We start from the raw sequence: 18,310 nt of genomic DNA, 5'->3' as shown, positions 1-18,310 counted from the left end.
AAAATTAAATTTATCTAACTGACAATCAACCTCTTAAATACAAGTAATGATTCTAAATTTCTTAGACAAGAAACAGCTCATCTACATTTTAAATGAAGTATAATTAAAGAAAAGAAGTTTTCAATACGACAAGAACCCTTAAAAAGCGATGATATTTATTTAAAAAAGCGATTTTTCCTACTCTTAAAAATTGGCTAATCTATTTAAATATGACTTTCATCGACAGTAAATGTCTATTCGTCTAACCACAACAATATAATTTAAGTAGGCGTAATACCTTTACAGTCAGAACCTTGAACCATTAATTATGAAAGACAGTATTAACCATCAAAAACACAGATCAATTGATTACAAGAGAATTGGGATAAGCTTACTTGTTACTATCCTATTTTTCATTATCGTTCTAATCTTTAGTTATTTTGCGGGACTTATTTTTTATCCTTAAGCTTAACAAAAGATAAGATTTAATTAAAAAAGCTAAAAATTACAACCTCTAAACTTAACAAAGCTTAGGGGTTTATTTTTTTCTAAATATGACATCTTGTTCTTGCATAGCGTTTACAACAAGTTGTACATATTCATCTATAGACTGGTCTATATTTTTTGGGTCTGTTAAATCTATACTTCCACGCCAAACCATAGATTGTTCTTTGCCCTCACAAATACAATACAATGTGGTTTCTGTATGGTACACTTTAAACTGGTCATAATATCCAGTACTATTATATATATCTTGATGCTGTAAATAATCATCTCTAAACTTACCTGTATAATTCCCCCAATCAGATATTTTCTTTCTTACGGTCTGCTTACTTTCTGAGCCAAGCACCTTTGCAAACAAAACCGCATCAAAATCTTTATCTAACAACTGTCTCTCTACCGCTCTTAATTCTTCTTCGGTCTTTGCCGATGCTGTAAAATTGACATCAAAAAGATCAATGCTACGCATAGATTCAATTTTTCTTTTATCAAACTCTTCTTTGAGTCGGCTTTCAAAGGCTACTCTAGTTTCCTCGTTAGGGGTCATGCCCACCAATAAAACTTTATAAGCTGTGAAAACTACATTTTCAGGATTCTTATAACTATCTACAAGCTTGGTACTCTTACAGCTAGCTATGGTAATTAAGATGATAAAAAGGAAAATTTTTTTCATGGTGGTTTGTTATTTAAAAAATCACCCTTAGAAAAGATGATACTACAAAAATACGCTTCACAAAACAGATCAGCAATGACTGATATCACCTTTTTAAAATGAATCTCACTTATTAAAGAAATATATTTATTGATACAGTTAAATTAATTAAAACTTCATAATTACTTTTACCTATAAATACAAAGTTTTAAAGCTAATGCTAGATAACAGCGAGAAAAAATTTAAACTTAAAGATTTACCTTCTTTAATTGTGGACACTTATAAAGCTTGGGACAAAGCTAACCCTTGGCGCCTAAGTGCCGTAGTGGCTTATTATGCGGTTTTATCACTACCCGCACTGCTTATTATTATCATAAATATTGTAGGTAGTATTTGGGGAACAGAAATTGTTCAAGGAAGATTAACCTCTGAAATCTCTACTGCTCTGGGCAGTAATGCGGCAGAAGCTATTGAAACCATCATTGCAGAAACACAAAACAAGGAAGAAAATTTAATTTCTACCATAATCGGGATTGGAACATTACTTTTTGGTGCTACAGGGGTATTTTATCAATTAAAATTATCCCTAAATGAAATGTGGCACATTAAGCCTAACCCCAACGCAAATTTCTGGAAATTGGTAACAGATAGAGCTAGAAGTTTTGCTTTTATCTTGGTCATTGGCTTTCTTTTGTTAGTTAGTTTTATTGTCACTGCAGGAATCTCTGCTTTAAACGAATACATAAGGAAGGTTTTTCCTGATATTCTAATTTACATTGCTTATTTATTAGACTTCACCGTCTCCATAGGCATCATAACGGTACTATTTGCACTAATGTTCCGGTATATGCCAGATGCAAAAATTCGATGGAAAACAGTTTGGATTGGAGCTTTAATTACCGCAGTCTTATTCGTCATAGGAAAATCGCTTTTAGGCTTTTATTTTGGTGAGGCAAATCCTGGTTCTACTTACGGTGCGGCAGGTACAATTGTTTTAATACTTCTCTGGGTTTCTTATTCTTGCCTGATTCTATTTTTCGGTGCAGAGTTCACCTATATTTACGCCAAAAGATACGGCCACAAAATTACACCAAGCTATGTTGCTTTGGAAGACAACAACACAAATTCTGAACAACCATCTAAATCTATAAAATCATGAAAGCAATAAATCCTAAAGTGATTAGGCAGTTATTTATAATACTTCTTATTCTATTAATGGCATCATTAATTTTCACAGAGATGCTCCCTTACTTATCAGGAGTTCTAGGAGCCATAACCTTCTATGTATTGTTACGCAAACCCATGGGAAAGTTAGTAAAAAGAGGTTGGAATTCTGATTTGGCTGTAAGCGTACTCTTAATTGGATCGGTCATAGGCATTCTAATTCCTGTTGGAGGAATAATATTGATGCTAGCAAATAAAATAGAAAATACTGTTGCACACTCAGAAGATGTAATCAAAGCAAGTAAACAACAATTAGGAACATGGGAAGATAAATTAGGATATGACCTAACTTCTAAAATAGATGCTTCGGCGGTTTCCAGTTGGATATCAGATAGCTTACAGTCTTTTGCTGGTGGCACTTTCAATATTCTTATTGCTTTGGGTTTAATGTATTTTATGCTGTATTATATGCTTACCAATCGCAGACAACTAAGGGAGTCTCTTTATGAATATATTCCTATTGGTAATGATAATTTGAAAATTATAGGTAAAGATGTGCAAGCAATGGTACGCTCCAATGCTTTAGGGATTCCGTTGGTAGCTTTTGCCCAAGGTATTGTAGCACTTATTGGTTTCTTAATATTTAATATCGAACAACCTTTCTTTTGGGCCGTTATCGTATTTGTTGGTTCTATGATTCCTTTTATTGGCACATTTATAGGAACATTACCCGTTTTTATCTTAACCTTAGCTTCTGGAAAAGATTTTCAGGCCTGGGGAATACTTATCTACGGATTGGTTGTTATTGGATCTACAGATAACCTACTCCGCCTAGTCATTCTAAAAAGGATTGATAATGTACACCCATTAATAACCCTAATAGGCGTTATTGTTGGTGTCCCTCTATTTGGATTTATAGGCTTAATTTTTGGCCCACTACTTATTAGTTTATTTTTAATTGTTTTACGTATTTATAAAGATGAATACGGACAAGAAGTCCATAGAAAAGAACAACTATAGTCCTAATTTTTAACACCTTGATTTTTAAAAGCATCAATCTAATATGGCTTAGCGTCAATAGCAAAACCAATGTAGGTGTACTTTTGTAGGTGAAAAAGAAAAGATTATGACATCACCGGAACAAATACAGTTAGAAAATATTGCTGAAAGTGATTATGAAATATTTGCACTTTTAAAGCAACGCTATAGTCCTAGAACATTTAAGGATGTCAGGATAAAAAAACAACATTTAAATCAGCTTTTTGAAGCCGCTAGATGGTCGCCTAGTAGTAATAACATACAGCCGTGGCGGTTTATTTATGCAGAGAAAAATTCAGAAGCTTATGAAAAAATAATTTCCTGCTTAAGTGATTTTAATAAAGAATGGGCTGTAAACGCACCTCTGCTGATGCTTACGGCATATCATGAAAAAACAAATGACCATCAAGATAATTTTCATGCACTACACGATTTAGGTTTTGCTGTAGGGAATATGACCACTCAAGCACAGTATATGGGAATCGCTTTACATCAAATGGCAGGCTTAGATTGGAAAAAAATAGAGAAGATTTTTAATATCCCAGAAGATTATCACATCAGCACAGCCATAGCATTAGGTTATTATGGTGGAGAATTAAACAAGTTATCTCCAGAACTGCAGAAAGCAGAATTGCAAGAACGACAAAGAATAGATCAGAGTCAGTTTGCATTTATGGATGAATGGAAAGCCATAAAACACGATGAAGATTAATAAATTAAAAAGGGTCACAAATTGTGACCCTTTTTAATTTATTGCACATGTTCTCAATGCTTAGAAAAAAGCACCGGACAGTACAACGCCAAGGATTAAAACCACTAAAAAAGCTATTATAATTCCTACTCCTAATTTTGTCTTTTTATTCTTCTGAAGTACATAGTGCTCAGTATCATCATCTGATTCTTTTATGAACTTTGTTTTTGTATCATTTTCTTTAATATCCATTTTATACTTTTTTAGTTGTTACGGACACAATTTACCCCTTAAACCTGGCAATGCTTATTGCAATCCAATCCATTCTTAACGCTTTCAAATAGCGAGCATTACAGTTAATCAATTTTTTAATTAAGACAACTTTTATGTTACTATTTGAGTAACTTTGGTGTAGATAATTGAGATACAGTTATCATAACAAATTTTAAAACATATAAAATGAATAATAACAGTAATACATTATTAGGAATATTAGCAGGTACTGCAATAGGAGCAGCTTTAGGAATCTTATTTGCTCCAGATAGAGGGTCTAATACTAGGCAAAAAATCGCAGATCAAGCAGCAACAACTAGAGATACTCTTGCAGAAACAGCTATGGATTTAAGAGATAGAGCAGCACATTCTGTAGCTTCTAAGAAAGAATCTTTAGATACACAAATAGAACATATTGTTTCTGATGTAAGCCACAAAACAGAAGATGTGATTACTACCTTAGAAAGTAAATTATCTGAATTAAAAGCTAAGAATAAGAAATTACAGAAATCATAACATGAGCATTTTAAAGTCTTTAGACGATACTACAAATAGTGCAGCCGAAGCAGGTGAAGCTTATGTGAAATCTACTAAAAAATACTATGAATTAAAAGTATTTCAACAGTTGACCACATTGTCTTCTTACGTGTTAAAGATTGTCCTACTAGGTAGTTTGTGCGTCTTAGGTCTAATTTTTATTGCAATCGCAGGAGCAACAGCCCTTGGGAACTATTTTAACAATATGGCTTTAGGGTATTTAATTGTTGGTGGAATTTTCTTTCTATTGGTGCTAATTATCTATTTAGTTAGAAAAAGTATCGATCGCATCATTATTCAAAAATTATCTAAAACGTATTTTGACTCATGAGAAATAAAAATTATACCTCATTCGAAGAAATTGAGCTTGACTTGAAGCTTTTGAGCTTAGAACGGAAAATTGCTATTGAGGAGTTGAAAGGTCTAAAGCACAAAGTTCAGGAAGATTTATCACCATTAAATTGGTTGCAAACTGGCTACAACATAGCTAAAAAATTTAGCACCCTTTTACTGGTTAAAAAAATACTTAAGTAAGAGAATACTATTTGTATTTAAAAGCCGTAACAGTTATATGTTACGGCTTTTTTTATTTGCACATTATTAAAACAATTGCAATAGCCTATCCTTATCTACTTCATTTGAAATATACTTTTCTATATCTTCCTTAAGAATAGAAAGTTCCAATAAAATATTCTCTTTATTACCTACAGAAATATTAGGATTGGTCAAACAATAACTTAATGCTTTTATTAATTGATACAACACTGTACAATCTTCTTTAGCATAAAAACGTATGGGTTGCACAATGATCCGCAATAACTCTTCTATAGCGACATTATGGGATACAACAATCCACTTCGTATGCGCTACAGCCTCCGAAGTAGCATTTGCAAAAGCTACCGCTTGATATAGCAATTTTCCTAATTTTGTAACTGCTTGAATAGCTGTACCGGGGTCATTAATTCCTGGAGACATTGCTTTTACGGCTATTTCCATTAGTTTTATCATACCACCAATTCCTTCATCTCCAGAACTCCTGTTTTTAGATAAACTAAATCCAAACAATAAATCGTCCATTTTTTCATCAGACAAACTCTTAGAGACTGTAGCAATAACATCTCCTTCCCACAAATGCTCATTTAAATAAGGCAATACATTTATCTGCAACTCGTCATTCTTATAAACGTCTGACAGTAAAGAAACATCAAAACCTAAATAGTACCCCGTTTCCTTAACGCGTAGCGGTTTAAAATTATCGGTTTCTAAAACACTTAAGGTGATTTTTTGATGTTGTGCATCATATGCCTTTTGTAAAGATTTTGAACTAGAGCTATAAATACGATCTATAATATTATTTATTTGAATCGCAGTAGATATACTATGGATAAAGTCCACAAAAAACACGATACATACGATACTAAAGAGCGCCGCAAGCATTGTTGAAAGACCAATAGCATTAGAATCTACTCCTTTAGCTCCTAAGGTAATGAGTGAATAAATACAGTAAAGTAGGGTGCCAATATAGAATCCCAAAATTAACTGATGCTTCTTATTTGATATTAAACTAGGCAAAACTCGAGGAGAAAAATTAGAAGAAGCTTGACTTAAAACCACCATTACCATTGAAAAACTAAACACAGTCAATGATAATATCCCTCCAACTAAGGTATTTAATATTGCCCTTGAAGTGTCATAATCAGAGATGAATAAATAGGGTATTTTTTCCTTTAGTTTAATAATAACATCCAAACTTTCGGCCCTATTGGTTGTTATAGCAATAATTAAAAAGAGAAGACTAAGTAAGACAGGATAAAATGCAATACTGTATAACACTTTGTAATACCACGTTTTTAAATATTTTCTTATAGATTTTATCATCGTTCCGTTTTTTCAAATCCTACAAAGTTCCCCTTTCACAAACACTTATACTATACACATCACTATTATTATTAACACTATCGTAAAGATTTAAAAAAGTTAATCAAACATTGGATATAGCACATTAACAAGGTTGTAGCTTTTTATCTTTGGGTACATTTTATAATGTTGGTTGGTAAAGCATGGTTTCAATATTAATAAAACATTGAGGCCATGTTTTTTTTCTTCATTTACATAACACCAACATACCAAAAGATAAAGTAAAACAAACCAAAGTGCAACACCAATGTATTGCATTTAAAAAGAATCTCATGAAAATACAATTAACTGATGCTTGGAATAAAATGGCCGATAGATTAGAATCGTGGTTGAATAATATAATAATCAACCTCCCAAATATTGCAATTGCCATAGTTGTATTTATCATTGTCATCTTTTTATCTAAATATATCAGCAGATTAACCTTAAAATTACTAAGTAAGAGTAGCCTTCAGAAATCAATGAAAAATGTGATTGCTAAACTCATTTCAGTTCTAGTAATACTTGCTGGTTTATTTCTGGTGTTAGGTATTTTAGACTTAAGTAAAACACTAAACACCATTCTCGCGGGTGCAGGAGTAGCAGGTTTAGCTGTTGGACTAGCACTTCAAGGTGCTCTTGCCAACACTTTTTCTGGGATTGTACTGTCCTATATTAAGCAAATAAAATTTGGCGATTGGATAGAGAGTAATGATTTTGAGGGTGAAGTTATAGATATAGATTTACGTGCTGTGACCATAAGGCAACCTGATAACAACTTAGTTTACTTACCTAATAAATTGGTGTTAGAAAACCCAATTAAAAACTTTTCATCCACCGCACAATCCAGAGTAATATTAACTTGTGGTGTTGGTTATTCTTCAGATTTAGAATTTGTACGTGACTTAGTCATAAAAACAATTGTTTCTAATTTTGAGCCTGTCGAAAAAGAAGAAGATGTCATCTTTTTATATTTAGAATTCGGAGACAGCTCTATAAATTTTGAAACTAGATTTTGGATTGATTCAACTTCCGCATTGGAAGTTGCTAAGGCTAAAACAGAAGCTATGATTTATATTAAAAAAGCTTTTGATAAAAATGATATTACTATTCCGTTCCCAATAAGAACTCTAGACTTCCCTGAAAATTTTAAGTTCGGCAAGGAACAAAAAGAAGCCTAACATTTTTTTAACGAAACAATTTTTTTTGCGGCAATCTAAACTTCTAATGGATTAATCGCAACGAAGCTAAGATTGTAACTTTGGAATATGCTAAAGAGGTAGCATTAAATTACCTCATCACATTAATACAATAATTATGAGTACATATACAGATAAAGTAGGAGATAAATTAAACGCATTATTAGAAAAAACTTATGATGCAGAAAAAGGATATAAGAAAGCTGCAGAGAACACAGATAATGCAGTTTTAAAAACATTCTTTACTAGGAAAAGCAAGCAACGCTATGATTTTGGTCACGAATTAAAAACTGAAATAAACAGTTTTGGTCAAAATATAGAGAAGAGTGGTAGTTTAGCTGCAGCTGCACATAGAACATGGATGGATGTTAAAGCATTTGTAACCTCCAACAGTGCAGAATCAATGCTAGAAGAAGCCATTCGCGGAGAGAAAGCTGCAATTGATGAATACAAAGATGTTTTATCAGAGACAAATTTGCCTGCTAGTACAATCACGCTTTTAACACAACAGATGAATCAAATTGAACTAGATTTATCAAAAGAAAAAGTGATGGAAAACATCAGTTAGATCTTAAAAGTCAACATTTTACCCAAAAAGGAATACTTTAAAGTATTCCTTTTTTTATTCCCTATAAATTAAAGAATATCAATTGTTTATGGAGCAACAAATTTATCGATTACGTTAATCCGAACTCTAAAACAGTTGCATCTTTGTAACAGACAGTTAGCAAAATGCTAGCTTCAATTTAACCCTTAAAAACAAACATTATGTTACGTTGGACAGTCACATTTATCATATTAGCAATTATAGCCGCAGTATTTGGCTTTGGAGGAATAGCAGCAGGTGCTGCAAGCATCGCAAAAGTATTATTCTTTATATTTTTAATACTCTTTGTTATTTCACTTTTGACCGGAAGAAAAAAGGTCTAGACACATAAATAATACACGTATAAACTTAAAATTAAAACGATGAAAAAACCCATAATAAATACCTTCTTAATCTTATTTTTAGGAGCCTCTTTAATGACATTTACAAGTTGTAGAGAAGACAAAACTACAGAAGATAAAATTGAAGAAGTAGGAGACGAAATTGACGAAGGCGTTGAGGAAGTAGGAGACGAAATTGACGACCATACAGATGACAATTAATACCTTCATCTGAATTGATATTATTATAAAAGGACAGAATTCAATGAATTGATTTTGTCCTTTTTTTAAATATAAAAAAATAGAACTTATGGAACATGCAAAAAGTGAAAAAGAATATATAGAAGAATATCAGGCGAAAGGATTCACTACTAATTTTAGAGCCAAGGGAGGCCTCTTAGTAGATTTAGACACAAAAAAGGAGTACAAACCTGAAGAAATTTACATCAAAAAAGAATTCCGGTTTGAAGGCATGAGCAACCCATCAGATATGTCTATCTTATACGTTATTGAAACTAATGACCATATAAAAGGCACGGTACTCGCAAACTATAGTCCTTCTAGTGATACTGTAATGGCAGAGTTTTTTAAAGAAATACCCAAAGATCATTTCAAGCATAACTAGTCAAATAGTTCTATAGTAGTGGTTAAATAAAACTTAAACAAAGAAAGGGTACAGGCAAAAAAATACGATATTTGTAAAGCTCACCAGAGGTTTCAATAAAGTTATTTTATGACAATAAATGTAAAGTTTGATTATAACCTTTTATGTAGAAAAGTGCTTTGTGAGCAACTAGATGCCATGGGTCTAGAATATTCTTTACTTGGTGTTGGAGAAATTGTATTAAACAAAACTCCAGATAGTGCTCAAATGCTAGTTATAACAGAAAATTTATCAGCATACGGAATAGAAATCATCAGTAACCAACAAACAGCTTTAATACAACGCATAAAGGATGCTGTTACGCTCGTTGTAAACGGTGATGAAGAAGCTCAAAAATATAATGTTTCTACCTATTTATCTGAAAAATTAGATTATTCCTATGCCTACCTTTCCAATTTATTTTCTGAGATAACACACACCTCAATAGAGAATTTTGTTATCTTAAAAAAGATTGATGTAGCTAAAACACTAATTATCGAGAATGATCTAACCTTAACCGAAATTGCGTATAAGTTAAATTACAGTAGCGTTGCACATTTATCAACACAGTTTAAGAAAACAACCGGACTTACTCCTTCTTCCTTTCAAAAAATAATAAAAAAAAGAAAAGAAAAAATAGGAAATAGAGACTAATAAATTACACATGGCATTCCAAACATTGAACATTGCATTAGCAGATGATGACGAAGATGATAGACTTCTGTTTAAAGATGCTATCGAAGAAATTAAAATAAAGACAAAATTATCGTTATTCACAAATGGTAAAGAACTTATGGATTATTTGGTATTGCCCAATGTAATACTTCCAGAGGTTATTTTTTTGGATTTAAATATGCCTATTAAAAACGGCATGCAGTGCTTAAAAGAGATTCGCGATCATGCCAAACTTAGAGATTTGTCTGTTGCCATATACTCTACCTCCTCTTCTGAAAGAGATATTGAAGAAACATTTGTGAATGGTGCTAATGTATACATTAACAAACCCAACAGTTTTGGAGAATTGAGAACGGTTATCGAAAAAGTGTTGCAGCTTAATTGGCAGTATGAAACGTCTGCCTTGAATAGAGAGAATTTTTTACTAAGAATTTAAGAAAAAAATCGTGGCTAAAAAGCTAATATTATCCCCAAAACTCTATATAGTTTTACTCATTATTGCAGCAGCTATGCTCACCTTTATTGGCAGCATAAGCTATAAACAAATATCGGAGTTTAAAGAAGCTGCCAATGCTGTAACTCATACATTAGAAGTTGAAACAGAAATAAATAATCTCTTTTCCATTTACTCACAAATGGAATCCGCACAACTCACCAATTTGTTGCGAAAAGATACTTTAGTTACTTCAATATCATTTCAAAAATATATTGATAATTCTAATGTCACCTTCAACAAATTATCAAATTTGGTGATAGACAACCCCATTCAGCAAACCCACCTAACACGTGTGGGAGAATTGCAAATTAATCTTTTAGCAGCCCTAAAAGCTATAGCTGTTTCACCTAAAGTGCGCCTTAAATATTCTACAAAAGAGCGCAATAAATTAGATGAGGTTGCCCGAATCATGGCAGAACTTAATCAGCGTAAGAATTTCATGTTAATTAAGGAACAAAAGATACTAACAGAAAGCAAAAAGGAGTTTAACTCCTATGCCTTTTTATCGCCATTTATGGTATTGGTATTAGGCGTTTTCGCCATGTTTGTCTTCGTCCTATCCTTTATTAAAATAAATAACGAACGAAAAAATAGAACCAAAGCAGAAGCTTTCTTATCCAGTGTAATGGCTAAGACCGAAAATATTGTAAACTTCTATGAGCCCATATATAATGAAGATAATGACGTAATAGATTTTAAACTAACGTATGCCAATGAGCGTAATAAAACAGATTTTGGTCTAGACCCCGAAACTATTGTGGGTAAACCCATTTCAAAAATATTCCCATTTACCGTTTTAAATGGCGAGTATGAGGTACTAGCGAAATCTTTTATAGAAAAGAAAGAAAGTCAGTTAAGCAGACAAGTACTTTTAAATGGTAAAAAAATATGGCTAGAGTCTGTAATGAGACCTTTAAATAATGGCTTATTGATTATTGCAAAAAACACCACTCATGAAAAAGAATCTGTCGCTAAACTAAATGCTTTAAATTTAGAATTACAGGAACAGTATGAAGAAATAAAAGAAACGGACGAGTTTTTGCAGAACGTTATTAAAAGTACCAATAACGTTATAAGTTATTTTGAGCCTATAATAGATAAGGAAGGAATTATCACAGATTTCACGATCTTATATACCAATGAAGAAATTACAAATACTACAGGTCAAAAACCAAATGAGGTCGTCCAGAAAAAAATATCAGAAGCTTATCCTTTTCTGATGACCAATGGGGTTTTTGAATTATTTTGTAAGGCGGTAGATACAGGAAAACCAGTAGAATTTGAACGAGATTATATTTTTAATAATGTTCATATGTGTTTTGATACCTATGCTATTAAAACAGGTGATGGAGTCTGTGTTACTTCTATGAATATTTCAAAACAGAAACAAGACGAACGAAAAATTTTAGAAATAAACGAACAACTCAAAAGACAGAACGCTATTTTAAAAGATGCTAAAACATTAGCCAAAATAGGTAGTTACCGCTGGAGCTTCTTAGATGAAAAAGAAGAAAGTTCAGATATCTCCGATAACCTATATATTCTATTAGATTGCAAACCTCAAGAATTTCCTCCTACACATGAAAATTATAAGAAGTTTATTCATCCCGAGGATTTGCCTGGCTACAAGGAAAGCATAAAAGAAGCTATTGATAAAAAGAAATCTGTAGATTTCTCATACCGTATCATAAACAACTCTAGAAAAATAAAACACTTTAGAACTACAGGACATTTTCAAGATGATGCTTTAATTGGTGTGATCCAAGATATTACCAATCAAGTAAAAGGCGCCCTTAAATTAAAAGAGAAGAATCAGGAGCTAAAAAGATCAAACGAAGAGTTAGAATCATTTAATAGAGTTGCCAGTCATGATTTACAAGAGCCTATCAGAAAAATTCAGATGTTTATTTCCAGGATAGAAGATACAGATTATGATAATCTATCAGAGAGAGGAAAAGAGTTTTTTGCTAAAATTACCTCCTCTTCTGAGCGCATGCGAATGCTTATTAAATATTTATTATCCTATTCGCGTATTAATAAAACAAAGAGCGAATTTACAACAGTAAGTCTTGAAGAGATTATAGAGAAAGTTCAAGAAGATTTAGAAGCACGTATAAAAGAATCTGGTGTCGATATTGTAATAGACAATCTTCCCACCATAAACGCTGTTCCTTTTCAAATGGAACAACTATTTAATAATCTTATCTCCAATGCTATAAAATATAGAGGAGAGGAAGCCCCAAGAATCATCATTAATTGCAAAAAAATTAAACGGAATGGTATTCCTGATAATTTTGTAAAAAAATACAAATCGTACTATCGCATATCTATCATTGATAATGGTATTGGTTTTGAACAAGAACATGCTGATAAGATATTTGAACTTTTTCAACGCTTACATCAGAAAACAGAATATTCCGGAACGGGTATCGGTTTGGCCATCTGTAAAAAAATCACTCAAAATCATGGTGGTCATATTTCTGCGGAAAGCATTCTAGGTAAGGGATCTACTTTTTGTATTTATTTACCAGCCTAAACGTAACAATAAGATGAGTACCTTATAATGATGTAAAACATAAATTATATTAAAAAGCCCTGTTTATAGCTATAAACAGGGCTTTTTTGATTTAAAAAATAGCGCTTTCCAATAATTATATAACACTATCAAAAAATTGTGTAACAAATGAAGTCTCCTCTTTACCGAAATTTGTCATGTACAAAACAACCATGTACAACAATTGTTAACGCAATCACTAAAACAACTACTATGAATCAGAATAACTATAAATATCAGACAAATTCCAGAGTTGGAAATATAAGAAGTGCAATAGGTACTACAATAGAGTCTTTAAATGATTACATATCAAACAACATTGGCAACAGTGTTTTGGATCAAAACATAGAACAAACAGATTAACATGCTTAAATACCTTAAAATTCTAGCAGCAATAGTATTAGCGCTGTGGGCCATAGGGTTTTTCTTTTTTGATTTCGGCCTAATAATTCACTTAGTATTAGTAATGGCAGCATTGCTTCTTATAATTAGTGTTTTGAAAGAGAACAATTATTAACGTAAAAACAGCATTATGAAAACGATACACCTTAAAACAAATACAATATCTCAAATGTTTAATGACCTACAGAATGAATTAGGTGGTAAATTAAATAAATCAAGTCAGGAATTTAAATTAGAACTAAATAGCGAATCAGCTGTTGGTTCTATCTCAGGGATCACTTTTAAGAACGATATTACTTTTATGAAGTATGATGTTACCTTTAAACAAGATACTATCATAAAAAGCACCGCGAGTACTACTAACCCTATTAATTTCATGTATTGTTCTAACGGGCAATTATCATATGGGTTTAGTGAAACGTCTATAAAAAAATCCTTGAACCAGTTTCAAACAGGAATTTTCTCAAGTGACCCTAATAGAGATTCTATTTTGTTCTTCAGAAAAGACCAAGCAGTGAAATTCACTAATATTAAAGTAGATGCTTTACAAGTATCTGATGACGAAAGTATTGATTTATTAAAAAATCAATTAGTAAAAAACTTTATGCCTAAAAACGGTGAGGAGATGTATACCTATGTTGGATCTTACAATCTAAAAATTGCTGAGAAAATACAGCAAATGGATGCTATCAGCCAGAAAGGAATTGTACGTAACTTATTAATAAATGGTACTGTACACGTAATTTTAGCACTAGAAATTCAACAACACAAAGAAGATCAAAAGAATATTAAAAACAACTTTGGCTCTTTAACTAGAGATGAAATGGAAGATATTAAAGAAATCTCTAGTTTCATTAAAAACTATCCAGAGATTCAATACAGCTTAAAATATTTAAGCAAAAAATCTGGTTTATCTCCATCTAAATTACAAGAAGGATTTAAATTGTTGCATGATAGAACGGTTACAGATTTCATTAGAAACGTACGTGTGGAAACTGCAGAGAATCTAATTAAAACAACAGACTTAAACATTTCAGAGATTGTTTATACTGTTGGTTTAACTAGCAGAAGTTACTTCTCTAAAATTTTCAAAGAAAAGTATGACTGTAGTCCAAAATACTACCAAGATAATCAAAACAGATTAGGCGTTACAGCGTAATCTAAAACATAGATTAAATTAAAATGCCAGCCTTACTACGCTGGCATTTTTTTGTGCTTTTTATTTAACTGCACAACCTACAGTAAAAAATGCCCACATGACTCTCATTCAAGTAGGGTTTCTTTGCTTTACAACATACTCCTAACAACTTCTCCATTGGTTGATGATTACAGCATGGAATTTTCACTTCTATAAATGAGGTCATAGAAATATACCAACGAAACGTTCACTTTATAAAAATTAATGGGAATATCTTATTTTACTTACCAAACACATGAGCATAAAAAAAGCGTTAAGACTACCGTCTTAACGCTTTTTTTATTTTTTTTAGTTCCTAGAACTTCTTAACTGATGCTCTCAACATCCAAGCCATTTCTTCATGTTGCTGTAAAATACCTGTGATAAAATCTGCGGTACCTTCATCCTTATGCTCTTCTGCATTTTCGCTAATACTTTTTCTGATAAAAGCGATTACTGTTTGATGATCTTCTAGCAATACTTCCATAAAACTGATGCTATCATTCTGTTTTGGACCATTTTCCTCTAGGTGAGATAATTCTATAAAACGTTTCATCGTACCTGGAGAATAGAACCCTAACATTCTAATACGTTCTGCTACAGCATCTAAAATAGTTTCTAACTTGCCATATTCTTCTTCAAAAAACACATGCTTTGTATGAAAGTCATGACCTTCTACATTCCAATGTGAATTTCTATATTTTGTATACATCAAAAATTCATCTGCTAATAGTTGCTCTAACATTTCAACTACTGCTTTTCTGTTTGATTTTTTAATTCCGATTTCTGCTGTTTCTGATTTCATTTTATATATGTTTTATGATTATTGTCTACCACTAAATTACGAGTTAGCCTCCATATTTATTAATGGTAACCATTCTATAATTGATTCAAATAGTCTAAGCAACTCCTCACTGCGCAGAATTGATTCAAAAGCTAAAATAATTGGCTTTATAAAAACATAAACCTTTGAAACATAGGATTTAATTGTACTTTAATGTACAAAAAGTAAAACATGCAAAAACCGAATAACAGACTCGAAAATCAAACCTGCATCGTTACTGGATCTAGTTCTGGTATTGGAGCTGCAATTGCAAAATCTATCGCAATAGAAGGCGCAAATATGGTAGTAAATTATCATAGCAGTAAAGAAGAAGCTGAAGAAGTTGCTCATTGGATTAACCAAAACGCTAGTTGTGCAGGTGTAATTGTTGTTCAATGTGATGTAGGTAAAGAAGGCGATGTGAAAAATTTATTCAAACAAGCCGTTTCTAAATTTGGCACTATAGACATTTTGGTAGGCAATTCTGGAATACAGCAAGATTATGCCTTACATGAAATGCCTTTGAGTGCTTGGCAACAAGTTATAGACACCAATCTAACCGGACAATTTTTATGCGCTAAAGAAGCCTTAAACGAATTTATGAGACGCGGCATGCGCCCTGAGGTTTCTAATTCTTTAGGTAAAATCATACATATAAGTTCGGTTCATGAAATTATTCCTTGGGCCGGTCATGCAAACTATGCTACGACTAAGGGGGGATTAAAAATGTTAATGGAAAGTATTTGCCAGGAATATGCCCCTAAAAAAGTACGCTGTAATTCCATTGCCCCAGGAGCTATAAAAACTGACATAAATAAAGACGCTTGGGACACGAAAGAAGGTCTAGAAAAAATCTTAAAACTCATCCCTTATGACCGCATGGGTCTACCAGAAGATATTGGTAGCGTTGCTAGTTGGTTGGCATCTGACGAATCTGAATATGTAAATGGCACCACTATTTTTGTAGACGGCGGAATGACGTGTTATCCAGGATTTTCTTCTAATGGATAATAAAAAAAGGGAGAATTACCTAAGTAATTTCTCCCTTTTTAACACCTAACAACTATACTTTAATTCTTTTCTTTTTTTAATTTTTTATCCACCTCTTGCTCCGCATCCTCAAAAGTAATGTCGTCATCTACGGTACCTTTAAAGGCTTTGATCCACCCATTTTTTATAATGTTTGTAAATGTTGGCCACACTTTAGACTTAACACTATTCAAATCGCCCTCCATAGGTATTTTAGTAGCTAAAGTATTATTCCCTTTATTCTTTAAAACAAATTTAAAAAAGCCCACAAAACCCTCCCACAGGGTATCAAAAAATTTATCTTGCTTCTTACTAATTAGTTTAGAATCTTTCAGCAGTGGTTTTACATATCCTTTCAAATAACCATCTGCAATAGCCATTTCACTAAAAATATTAAAATTACCTTCTGCAAAATCTATTCCTGCATAATGATTTGTAAAATCATTTAATGCTGTGATTGAAGCATCTTCCAATGAGAATGAAATATCCATATCAGGAATCTCCTTTACCAGGTTCATTTTTCCGTTAAGTGTAAAATTCCCATTTCCTATGGATACTGCTGTAGCATGTAAATCTGAAGGAAGCGTTCTGTCCTCCTGAACAATATTCCTTAGGTTGGTGGCTTGAAGATTTACATTATTCATATGCAAATCTATGGTTGGCTCTGCAGTAACCTCAACAAAGGCTACTTTTCCTTCTACAATCTCTAAATTATTAATAGCAATGGGCACCAAATCTGTTAAGGCTTTAGTCCAATCTTCAATATCCGGGTCCGCTACTTCACCGTCTTGTTGGTCTTCAAAAACATAAATAACCTCGGGCCTGGTCATTGATATTTCACTCACTATTTTCCCTTTTAAAAGCGACTTCCATTCTATAGAAATATCTGTTTTTTCAAAATTTAAAAAGGGTACTTCTGATCCTGCGTCGATCTTATTCAAATACAAATCATTAATTACATACGCGCCCCTAATCAACGAAATATCAATTCCCTCTACATGCCCGTAATATCCGGGAATATCTGCAAGAACATTATTTACATACTTTTTCACGAAAATTGGCAGAAGTAGTCTAGCAATAATCAAAACAGCGATTATAACTATAGGTACTACATACCTTTTCTTCTTATATACTTTCCTGTGTTTCGTTTGATTCAAAATGTTGTGTTTATTTTTTTTCTATTCCTGCGCTATTGGCTTCAAGATACTTTTTAAAATCGGCACCAGAGGTAAGCTGATAATAATTTTCGCCAAATATTAAAACAGGAAGTTGTACTAATTTGGGGTTTTTATCTAAAATTTTCATCCAATCGTGAGCTTCCATGTCTATATCTTTAGCCCCATATAGCTTTACAAAATCTGGATGTTCTGTATCTATGAGTTGCTTCACAGGTATTTCTAATTTCTCTGCGAGTTCTGCCCACTGCGTTCCCGTGATATTGGTTTTAGAAATATCTATTCCTAAAACTTCTTTATCAGAAGCTTGTACATAGCCATAACATTGTTTTCCGATACTGCTTTCTGAATTGTAGAACAGCGTAATTTTGTTTTTATCCGTTGAAATGACTCCCATATCTTCCATGTCTTAAGTTTTGATTAAAATTAGCCCAGAAGCCCCAATGACAGTGGCTTGTTCCATTTTATTATTAATCCGA

24 protein-coding genes are annotated in these 18,310 nt (G+C 32.4%); 18 read left to right on the top strand and 6 right to left on the bottom strand.

Annotation, left to right across the window (positions count from 1 at the left end; all coding sequences use genetic code 11):
* Positions 1-517: 517 nt before the first annotated feature.
* On the bottom strand, positions 518-1,153 hold the full coding sequence (locus GQR94_RS09730) for a hypothetical protein (RefSeq protein WP_158975316.1): 636 nt from the start codon (positions 1,151-1,153) through the stop codon (positions 518-520).
* A 196-nt stretch (positions 1,154-1,349) separates the two neighbouring features.
* On the opposite strand from GQR94_RS09730, the gene GQR94_RS09725 reads away from it, so the two are divergent.
* The 3 genes from GQR94_RS09725 to GQR94_RS09715 all read left to right on the top strand — a co-directional run bounded on the left by GQR94_RS09725 (position 1,350) and on the right by GQR94_RS09715 (position 4,046).
* Complete coding sequence (locus tag GQR94_RS09725) at positions 1,350-2,291, top strand: YihY/virulence factor BrkB family protein (RefSeq protein ID WP_158975315.1); 942 nt, start codon at positions 1,350-1,352, stop codon at positions 2,289-2,291.
* Positions 2,288-3,316: an AI-2E family transporter gene (locus GQR94_RS09720; RefSeq protein ID WP_158975314.1), complete on the top strand. Its 1,029-nt coding sequence runs from the start codon at positions 2,288-2,290 to the stop codon at positions 3,314-3,316. The genes GQR94_RS09725 and GQR94_RS09720 overlap by 4 nt, the downstream gene beginning before the upstream one ends.
* Before the next feature lie 106 nt (positions 3,317-3,422).
* A complete protein-coding gene (locus GQR94_RS09715) occupies positions 3,423-4,046 on the top strand; it encodes a nitroreductase family protein (RefSeq protein WP_158975313.1) in 624 nt (207 codons plus the stop codon).
* Between the two features lie 60 nt (positions 4,047-4,106).
* Here the strand turns inward: GQR94_RS09715 and GQR94_RS22470 are convergent, their stop codons facing one another.
* Complete coding sequence (locus GQR94_RS22470; protein ID WP_199271556.1) at positions 4,107-4,277, bottom strand: hypothetical protein; 171 nt, start codon at positions 4,275-4,277, stop codon at positions 4,107-4,109.
* Positions 4,278-4,484: 207 nt separating this feature from the next.
* Between GQR94_RS22470 and GQR94_RS09710 the strand changes: the two genes are divergently transcribed.
* The 3 genes from GQR94_RS09710 to GQR94_RS09700 are packed head-to-tail and all read left to right on the top strand — an operon-like array spanning position 4,485 to position 5,369.
* Entirely contained in the window at positions 4,485-4,814 is a 330-nt protein-coding gene (locus tag GQR94_RS09710) for a YtxH domain-containing protein (RefSeq protein WP_158975312.1), read from the top strand.
* 1 nt (position 4,815) lies between these two features.
* A complete protein-coding gene (locus tag GQR94_RS09705) occupies positions 4,816-5,166 on the top strand; it encodes a hypothetical protein (protein ID WP_158975311.1) in 351 nt (116 codons plus the stop codon).
* Positions 5,163-5,369, top strand: coding sequence for a DUF6327 family protein (locus tag GQR94_RS09700; RefSeq protein WP_158975310.1), 207 nt, complete (start codon positions 5,163-5,165; stop codon positions 5,367-5,369). The genes GQR94_RS09705 and GQR94_RS09700 overlap by 4 nt, the downstream gene beginning before the upstream one ends.
* Before the next feature lie 66 nt (positions 5,370-5,435).
* Here the strand turns inward: GQR94_RS09700 and GQR94_RS09695 are convergent, their stop codons facing one another.
* Positions 5,436-6,713: a DUF2254 domain-containing protein gene (locus GQR94_RS09695; protein WP_158975309.1), complete on the bottom strand. Its 1,278-nt coding sequence runs from the start codon at positions 6,711-6,713 to the stop codon at positions 5,436-5,438.
* Positions 6,714-7,024: 311 nt separating this feature from the next.
* Between GQR94_RS09695 and GQR94_RS09690 the strand changes: the two genes are divergently transcribed.
* The 11 genes from GQR94_RS09690 (at position 7,025) to GQR94_RS09640 (ending at position 14,786) form a co-directional block, all read left to right on the top strand.
* On the top strand, positions 7,025-7,912 hold the full coding sequence (locus GQR94_RS09690; RefSeq protein WP_158975308.1) for a mechanosensitive ion channel family protein: 888 nt from the start codon (positions 7,025-7,027) through the stop codon (positions 7,910-7,912).
* 136 nt (positions 7,913-8,048) lie between these two features.
* A complete protein-coding gene (locus GQR94_RS09685) occupies positions 8,049-8,498 on the top strand; it encodes a PA2169 family four-helix-bundle protein (protein WP_158975307.1) in 450 nt (149 codons plus the stop codon).
* A 200-nt stretch (positions 8,499-8,698) separates the two neighbouring features.
* Entirely contained in the window at positions 8,699-8,860 is a 162-nt protein-coding gene (locus GQR94_RS09680; protein WP_013550599.1) for a DUF1328 domain-containing protein, read from the top strand.
* Between the two features lie 39 nt (positions 8,861-8,899).
* Positions 8,900-9,079, top strand: coding sequence for a hypothetical protein (locus GQR94_RS09675; protein ID WP_013550598.1), 180 nt, complete (start codon positions 8,900-8,902; stop codon positions 9,077-9,079).
* 88 nt (positions 9,080-9,167) lie between these two features.
* The gene (locus GQR94_RS09670; protein WP_158975306.1) at positions 9,168-9,482 is read left to right on the top strand and encodes a hypothetical protein; all 315 of its coding nucleotides are present in this window, start codon (positions 9,168-9,170) and stop codon (positions 9,480-9,482) included.
* 108 nt (positions 9,483-9,590) lie between these two features.
* Positions 9,591-10,154: an AraC family transcriptional regulator gene (locus GQR94_RS09665; protein WP_158975305.1), complete on the top strand. Its 564-nt coding sequence runs from the start codon at positions 9,591-9,593 to the stop codon at positions 10,152-10,154.
* A gap of 10 nt (positions 10,155-10,164) precedes the next feature.
* Positions 10,165-10,611, top strand: coding sequence for a response regulator (locus GQR94_RS09660; protein WP_158975304.1), 447 nt, complete (start codon positions 10,165-10,167; stop codon positions 10,609-10,611).
* A gap of 10 nt (positions 10,612-10,621) precedes the next feature.
* Positions 10,622-13,207 carry an ATP-binding protein gene (locus GQR94_RS09655; protein ID WP_158975303.1) on the top strand — a complete coding sequence of 862 codons (2,586 nt, stop codon included), beginning with the start codon at positions 10,622-10,624 and terminating at the stop codon, positions 13,205-13,207.
* Between the two features lie 147 nt (positions 13,208-13,354).
* Positions 13,355-13,588 (top strand): hypothetical protein, encoded by a 234-nt coding sequence (locus GQR94_RS09650; protein ID WP_158975302.1) that lies wholly within the window; start codon positions 13,355-13,357, stop codon positions 13,586-13,588.
* A 1-nt stretch (position 13,589) separates the two neighbouring features.
* Entirely contained in the window at positions 13,590-13,742 is a 153-nt protein-coding gene (locus GQR94_RS22945) for a lmo0937 family membrane protein (RefSeq protein ID WP_158975301.1), read from the top strand.
* Between the two features lie 15 nt (positions 13,743-13,757).
* On the top strand, positions 13,758-14,786 hold the full coding sequence (locus GQR94_RS09640) for an AraC family transcriptional regulator (protein WP_158975300.1): 1,029 nt from the start codon (positions 13,758-13,760) through the stop codon (positions 14,784-14,786).
* A gap of 334 nt (positions 14,787-15,120) precedes the next feature.
* Here the strand turns inward: GQR94_RS09640 and GQR94_RS09635 are convergent, their stop codons facing one another.
* Positions 15,121-15,609, bottom strand: a complete 489-nt coding sequence (locus GQR94_RS09635; RefSeq protein WP_158975299.1) for a Dps family protein — start codon at positions 15,607-15,609, stop codon at positions 15,121-15,123.
* 210 nt (positions 15,610-15,819) lie between these two features.
* Between GQR94_RS09635 and GQR94_RS09630 the strand changes: the two genes are divergently transcribed.
* Positions 15,820-16,638: an SDR family oxidoreductase gene (locus tag GQR94_RS09630; protein ID WP_158975298.1), complete on the top strand. Its 819-nt coding sequence runs from the start codon at positions 15,820-15,822 to the stop codon at positions 16,636-16,638.
* Positions 16,639-16,697: 59 nt separating this feature from the next.
* Here GQR94_RS09630 and GQR94_RS09625 read toward each other — a convergent pair whose 3' ends face one another.
* The gene (locus tag GQR94_RS09625) at positions 16,698-17,813 is read right to left on the bottom strand and encodes a DUF748 domain-containing protein (protein WP_158975297.1); all 1,116 of its coding nucleotides are present in this window, start codon (positions 17,811-17,813) and stop codon (positions 16,698-16,700) included.
* A gap of 10 nt (positions 17,814-17,823) precedes the next feature.
* Positions 17,824-18,237 (bottom strand): arsenate reductase family protein, encoded by a 414-nt coding sequence (locus tag GQR94_RS09620; RefSeq protein ID WP_233268668.1) that lies wholly within the window; start codon positions 18,235-18,237, stop codon positions 17,824-17,826.
* Positions 18,238-18,310 lie beyond the last annotated feature (73 nt).

Origin of the sequence: Cellulophaga sp. L1A9 (genome assembly GCF_009797025.1) — a bacterium.
GTDB lineage: Bacteria > Bacteroidota > Bacteroidia > Flavobacteriales > Flavobacteriaceae > Cellulophaga.
The sequence above is the reverse complement of the archived record's forward strand: the minus strand, read 5'-3'. Positions and strand labels throughout refer to the sequence as shown.

Coding starts and splice junctions, on each gene's coding strand:
- GQR94_RS09730 (WP_158975316.1), bottom strand. CDS start 1,153: ATGAAAAAAATTTTCCTTTTTATCATCTTAATTACCATAGCTAGCTGT.
- GQR94_RS09725 (WP_158975315.1), top strand. CDS start 1,350: ATGCTAGATAACAGCGAGAAAAAATTTAAACTTAAAGATTTACCTTCT.
- GQR94_RS09720 (WP_158975314.1), top strand. CDS start 2,288: ATGAAAGCAATAAATCCTAAAGTGATTAGGCAGTTATTTATAATACTT.
- GQR94_RS09715 (WP_158975313.1), top strand. CDS start 3,423: ATGACATCACCGGAACAAATACAGTTAGAAAATATTGCTGAAAGTGAT.
- GQR94_RS22470 (WP_199271556.1), bottom strand. CDS start 4,277: ATGGATATTAAAGAAAATGATACAAAAACAAAGTTCATAAAAGAATCA.
- GQR94_RS09710 (WP_158975312.1), top strand. CDS start 4,485: ATGAATAATAACAGTAATACATTATTAGGAATATTAGCAGGTACTGCA.
- GQR94_RS09705 (WP_158975311.1), top strand. CDS start 4,816: ATGAGCATTTTAAAGTCTTTAGACGATACTACAAATAGTGCAGCCGAA.
- GQR94_RS09700 (WP_158975310.1), top strand. CDS start 5,163: ATGAGAAATAAAAATTATACCTCATTCGAAGAAATTGAGCTTGACTTG.
- GQR94_RS09695 (WP_158975309.1), bottom strand. CDS start 6,713: ATGATAAAATCTATAAGAAAATATTTAAAAACGTGGTATTACAAAGTG.
- GQR94_RS09690 (WP_158975308.1), top strand. CDS start 7,025: ATGAAAATACAATTAACTGATGCTTGGAATAAAATGGCCGATAGATTA.
- GQR94_RS09685 (WP_158975307.1), top strand. CDS start 8,049: ATGAGTACATATACAGATAAAGTAGGAGATAAATTAAACGCATTATTA.
- GQR94_RS09680 (WP_013550599.1), top strand. CDS start 8,699: ATGTTACGTTGGACAGTCACATTTATCATATTAGCAATTATAGCCGCA.
- GQR94_RS09675 (WP_013550598.1), top strand. CDS start 8,900: ATGAAAAAACCCATAATAAATACCTTCTTAATCTTATTTTTAGGAGCC.
- GQR94_RS09670 (WP_158975306.1), top strand. CDS start 9,168: ATGGAACATGCAAAAAGTGAAAAAGAATATATAGAAGAATATCAGGCG.
- GQR94_RS09665 (WP_158975305.1), top strand. CDS start 9,591: ATGACAATAAATGTAAAGTTTGATTATAACCTTTTATGTAGAAAAGTG.
- GQR94_RS09660 (WP_158975304.1), top strand. CDS start 10,165: ATGGCATTCCAAACATTGAACATTGCATTAGCAGATGATGACGAAGAT.
- GQR94_RS09650 (WP_158975302.1), top strand. CDS start 13,355: ATGAAGTCTCCTCTTTACCGAAATTTGTCATGTACAAAACAACCATGT.
- GQR94_RS22945 (WP_158975301.1), top strand. CDS start 13,590: ATGCTTAAATACCTTAAAATTCTAGCAGCAATAGTATTAGCGCTGTGG.
- GQR94_RS09640 (WP_158975300.1), top strand. CDS start 13,758: ATGAAAACGATACACCTTAAAACAAATACAATATCTCAAATGTTTAAT.
- GQR94_RS09635 (WP_158975299.1), bottom strand. CDS start 15,609: ATGAAATCAGAAACAGCAGAAATCGGAATTAAAAAATCAAACAGAAAA.
- GQR94_RS09630 (WP_158975298.1), top strand. CDS start 15,820: ATGCAAAAACCGAATAACAGACTCGAAAATCAAACCTGCATCGTTACT.
- GQR94_RS09620 (WP_233268668.1), bottom strand. CDS start 18,237: ATGGAAGATATGGGAGTCATTTCAACGGATAAAAACAAAATTACGCTG.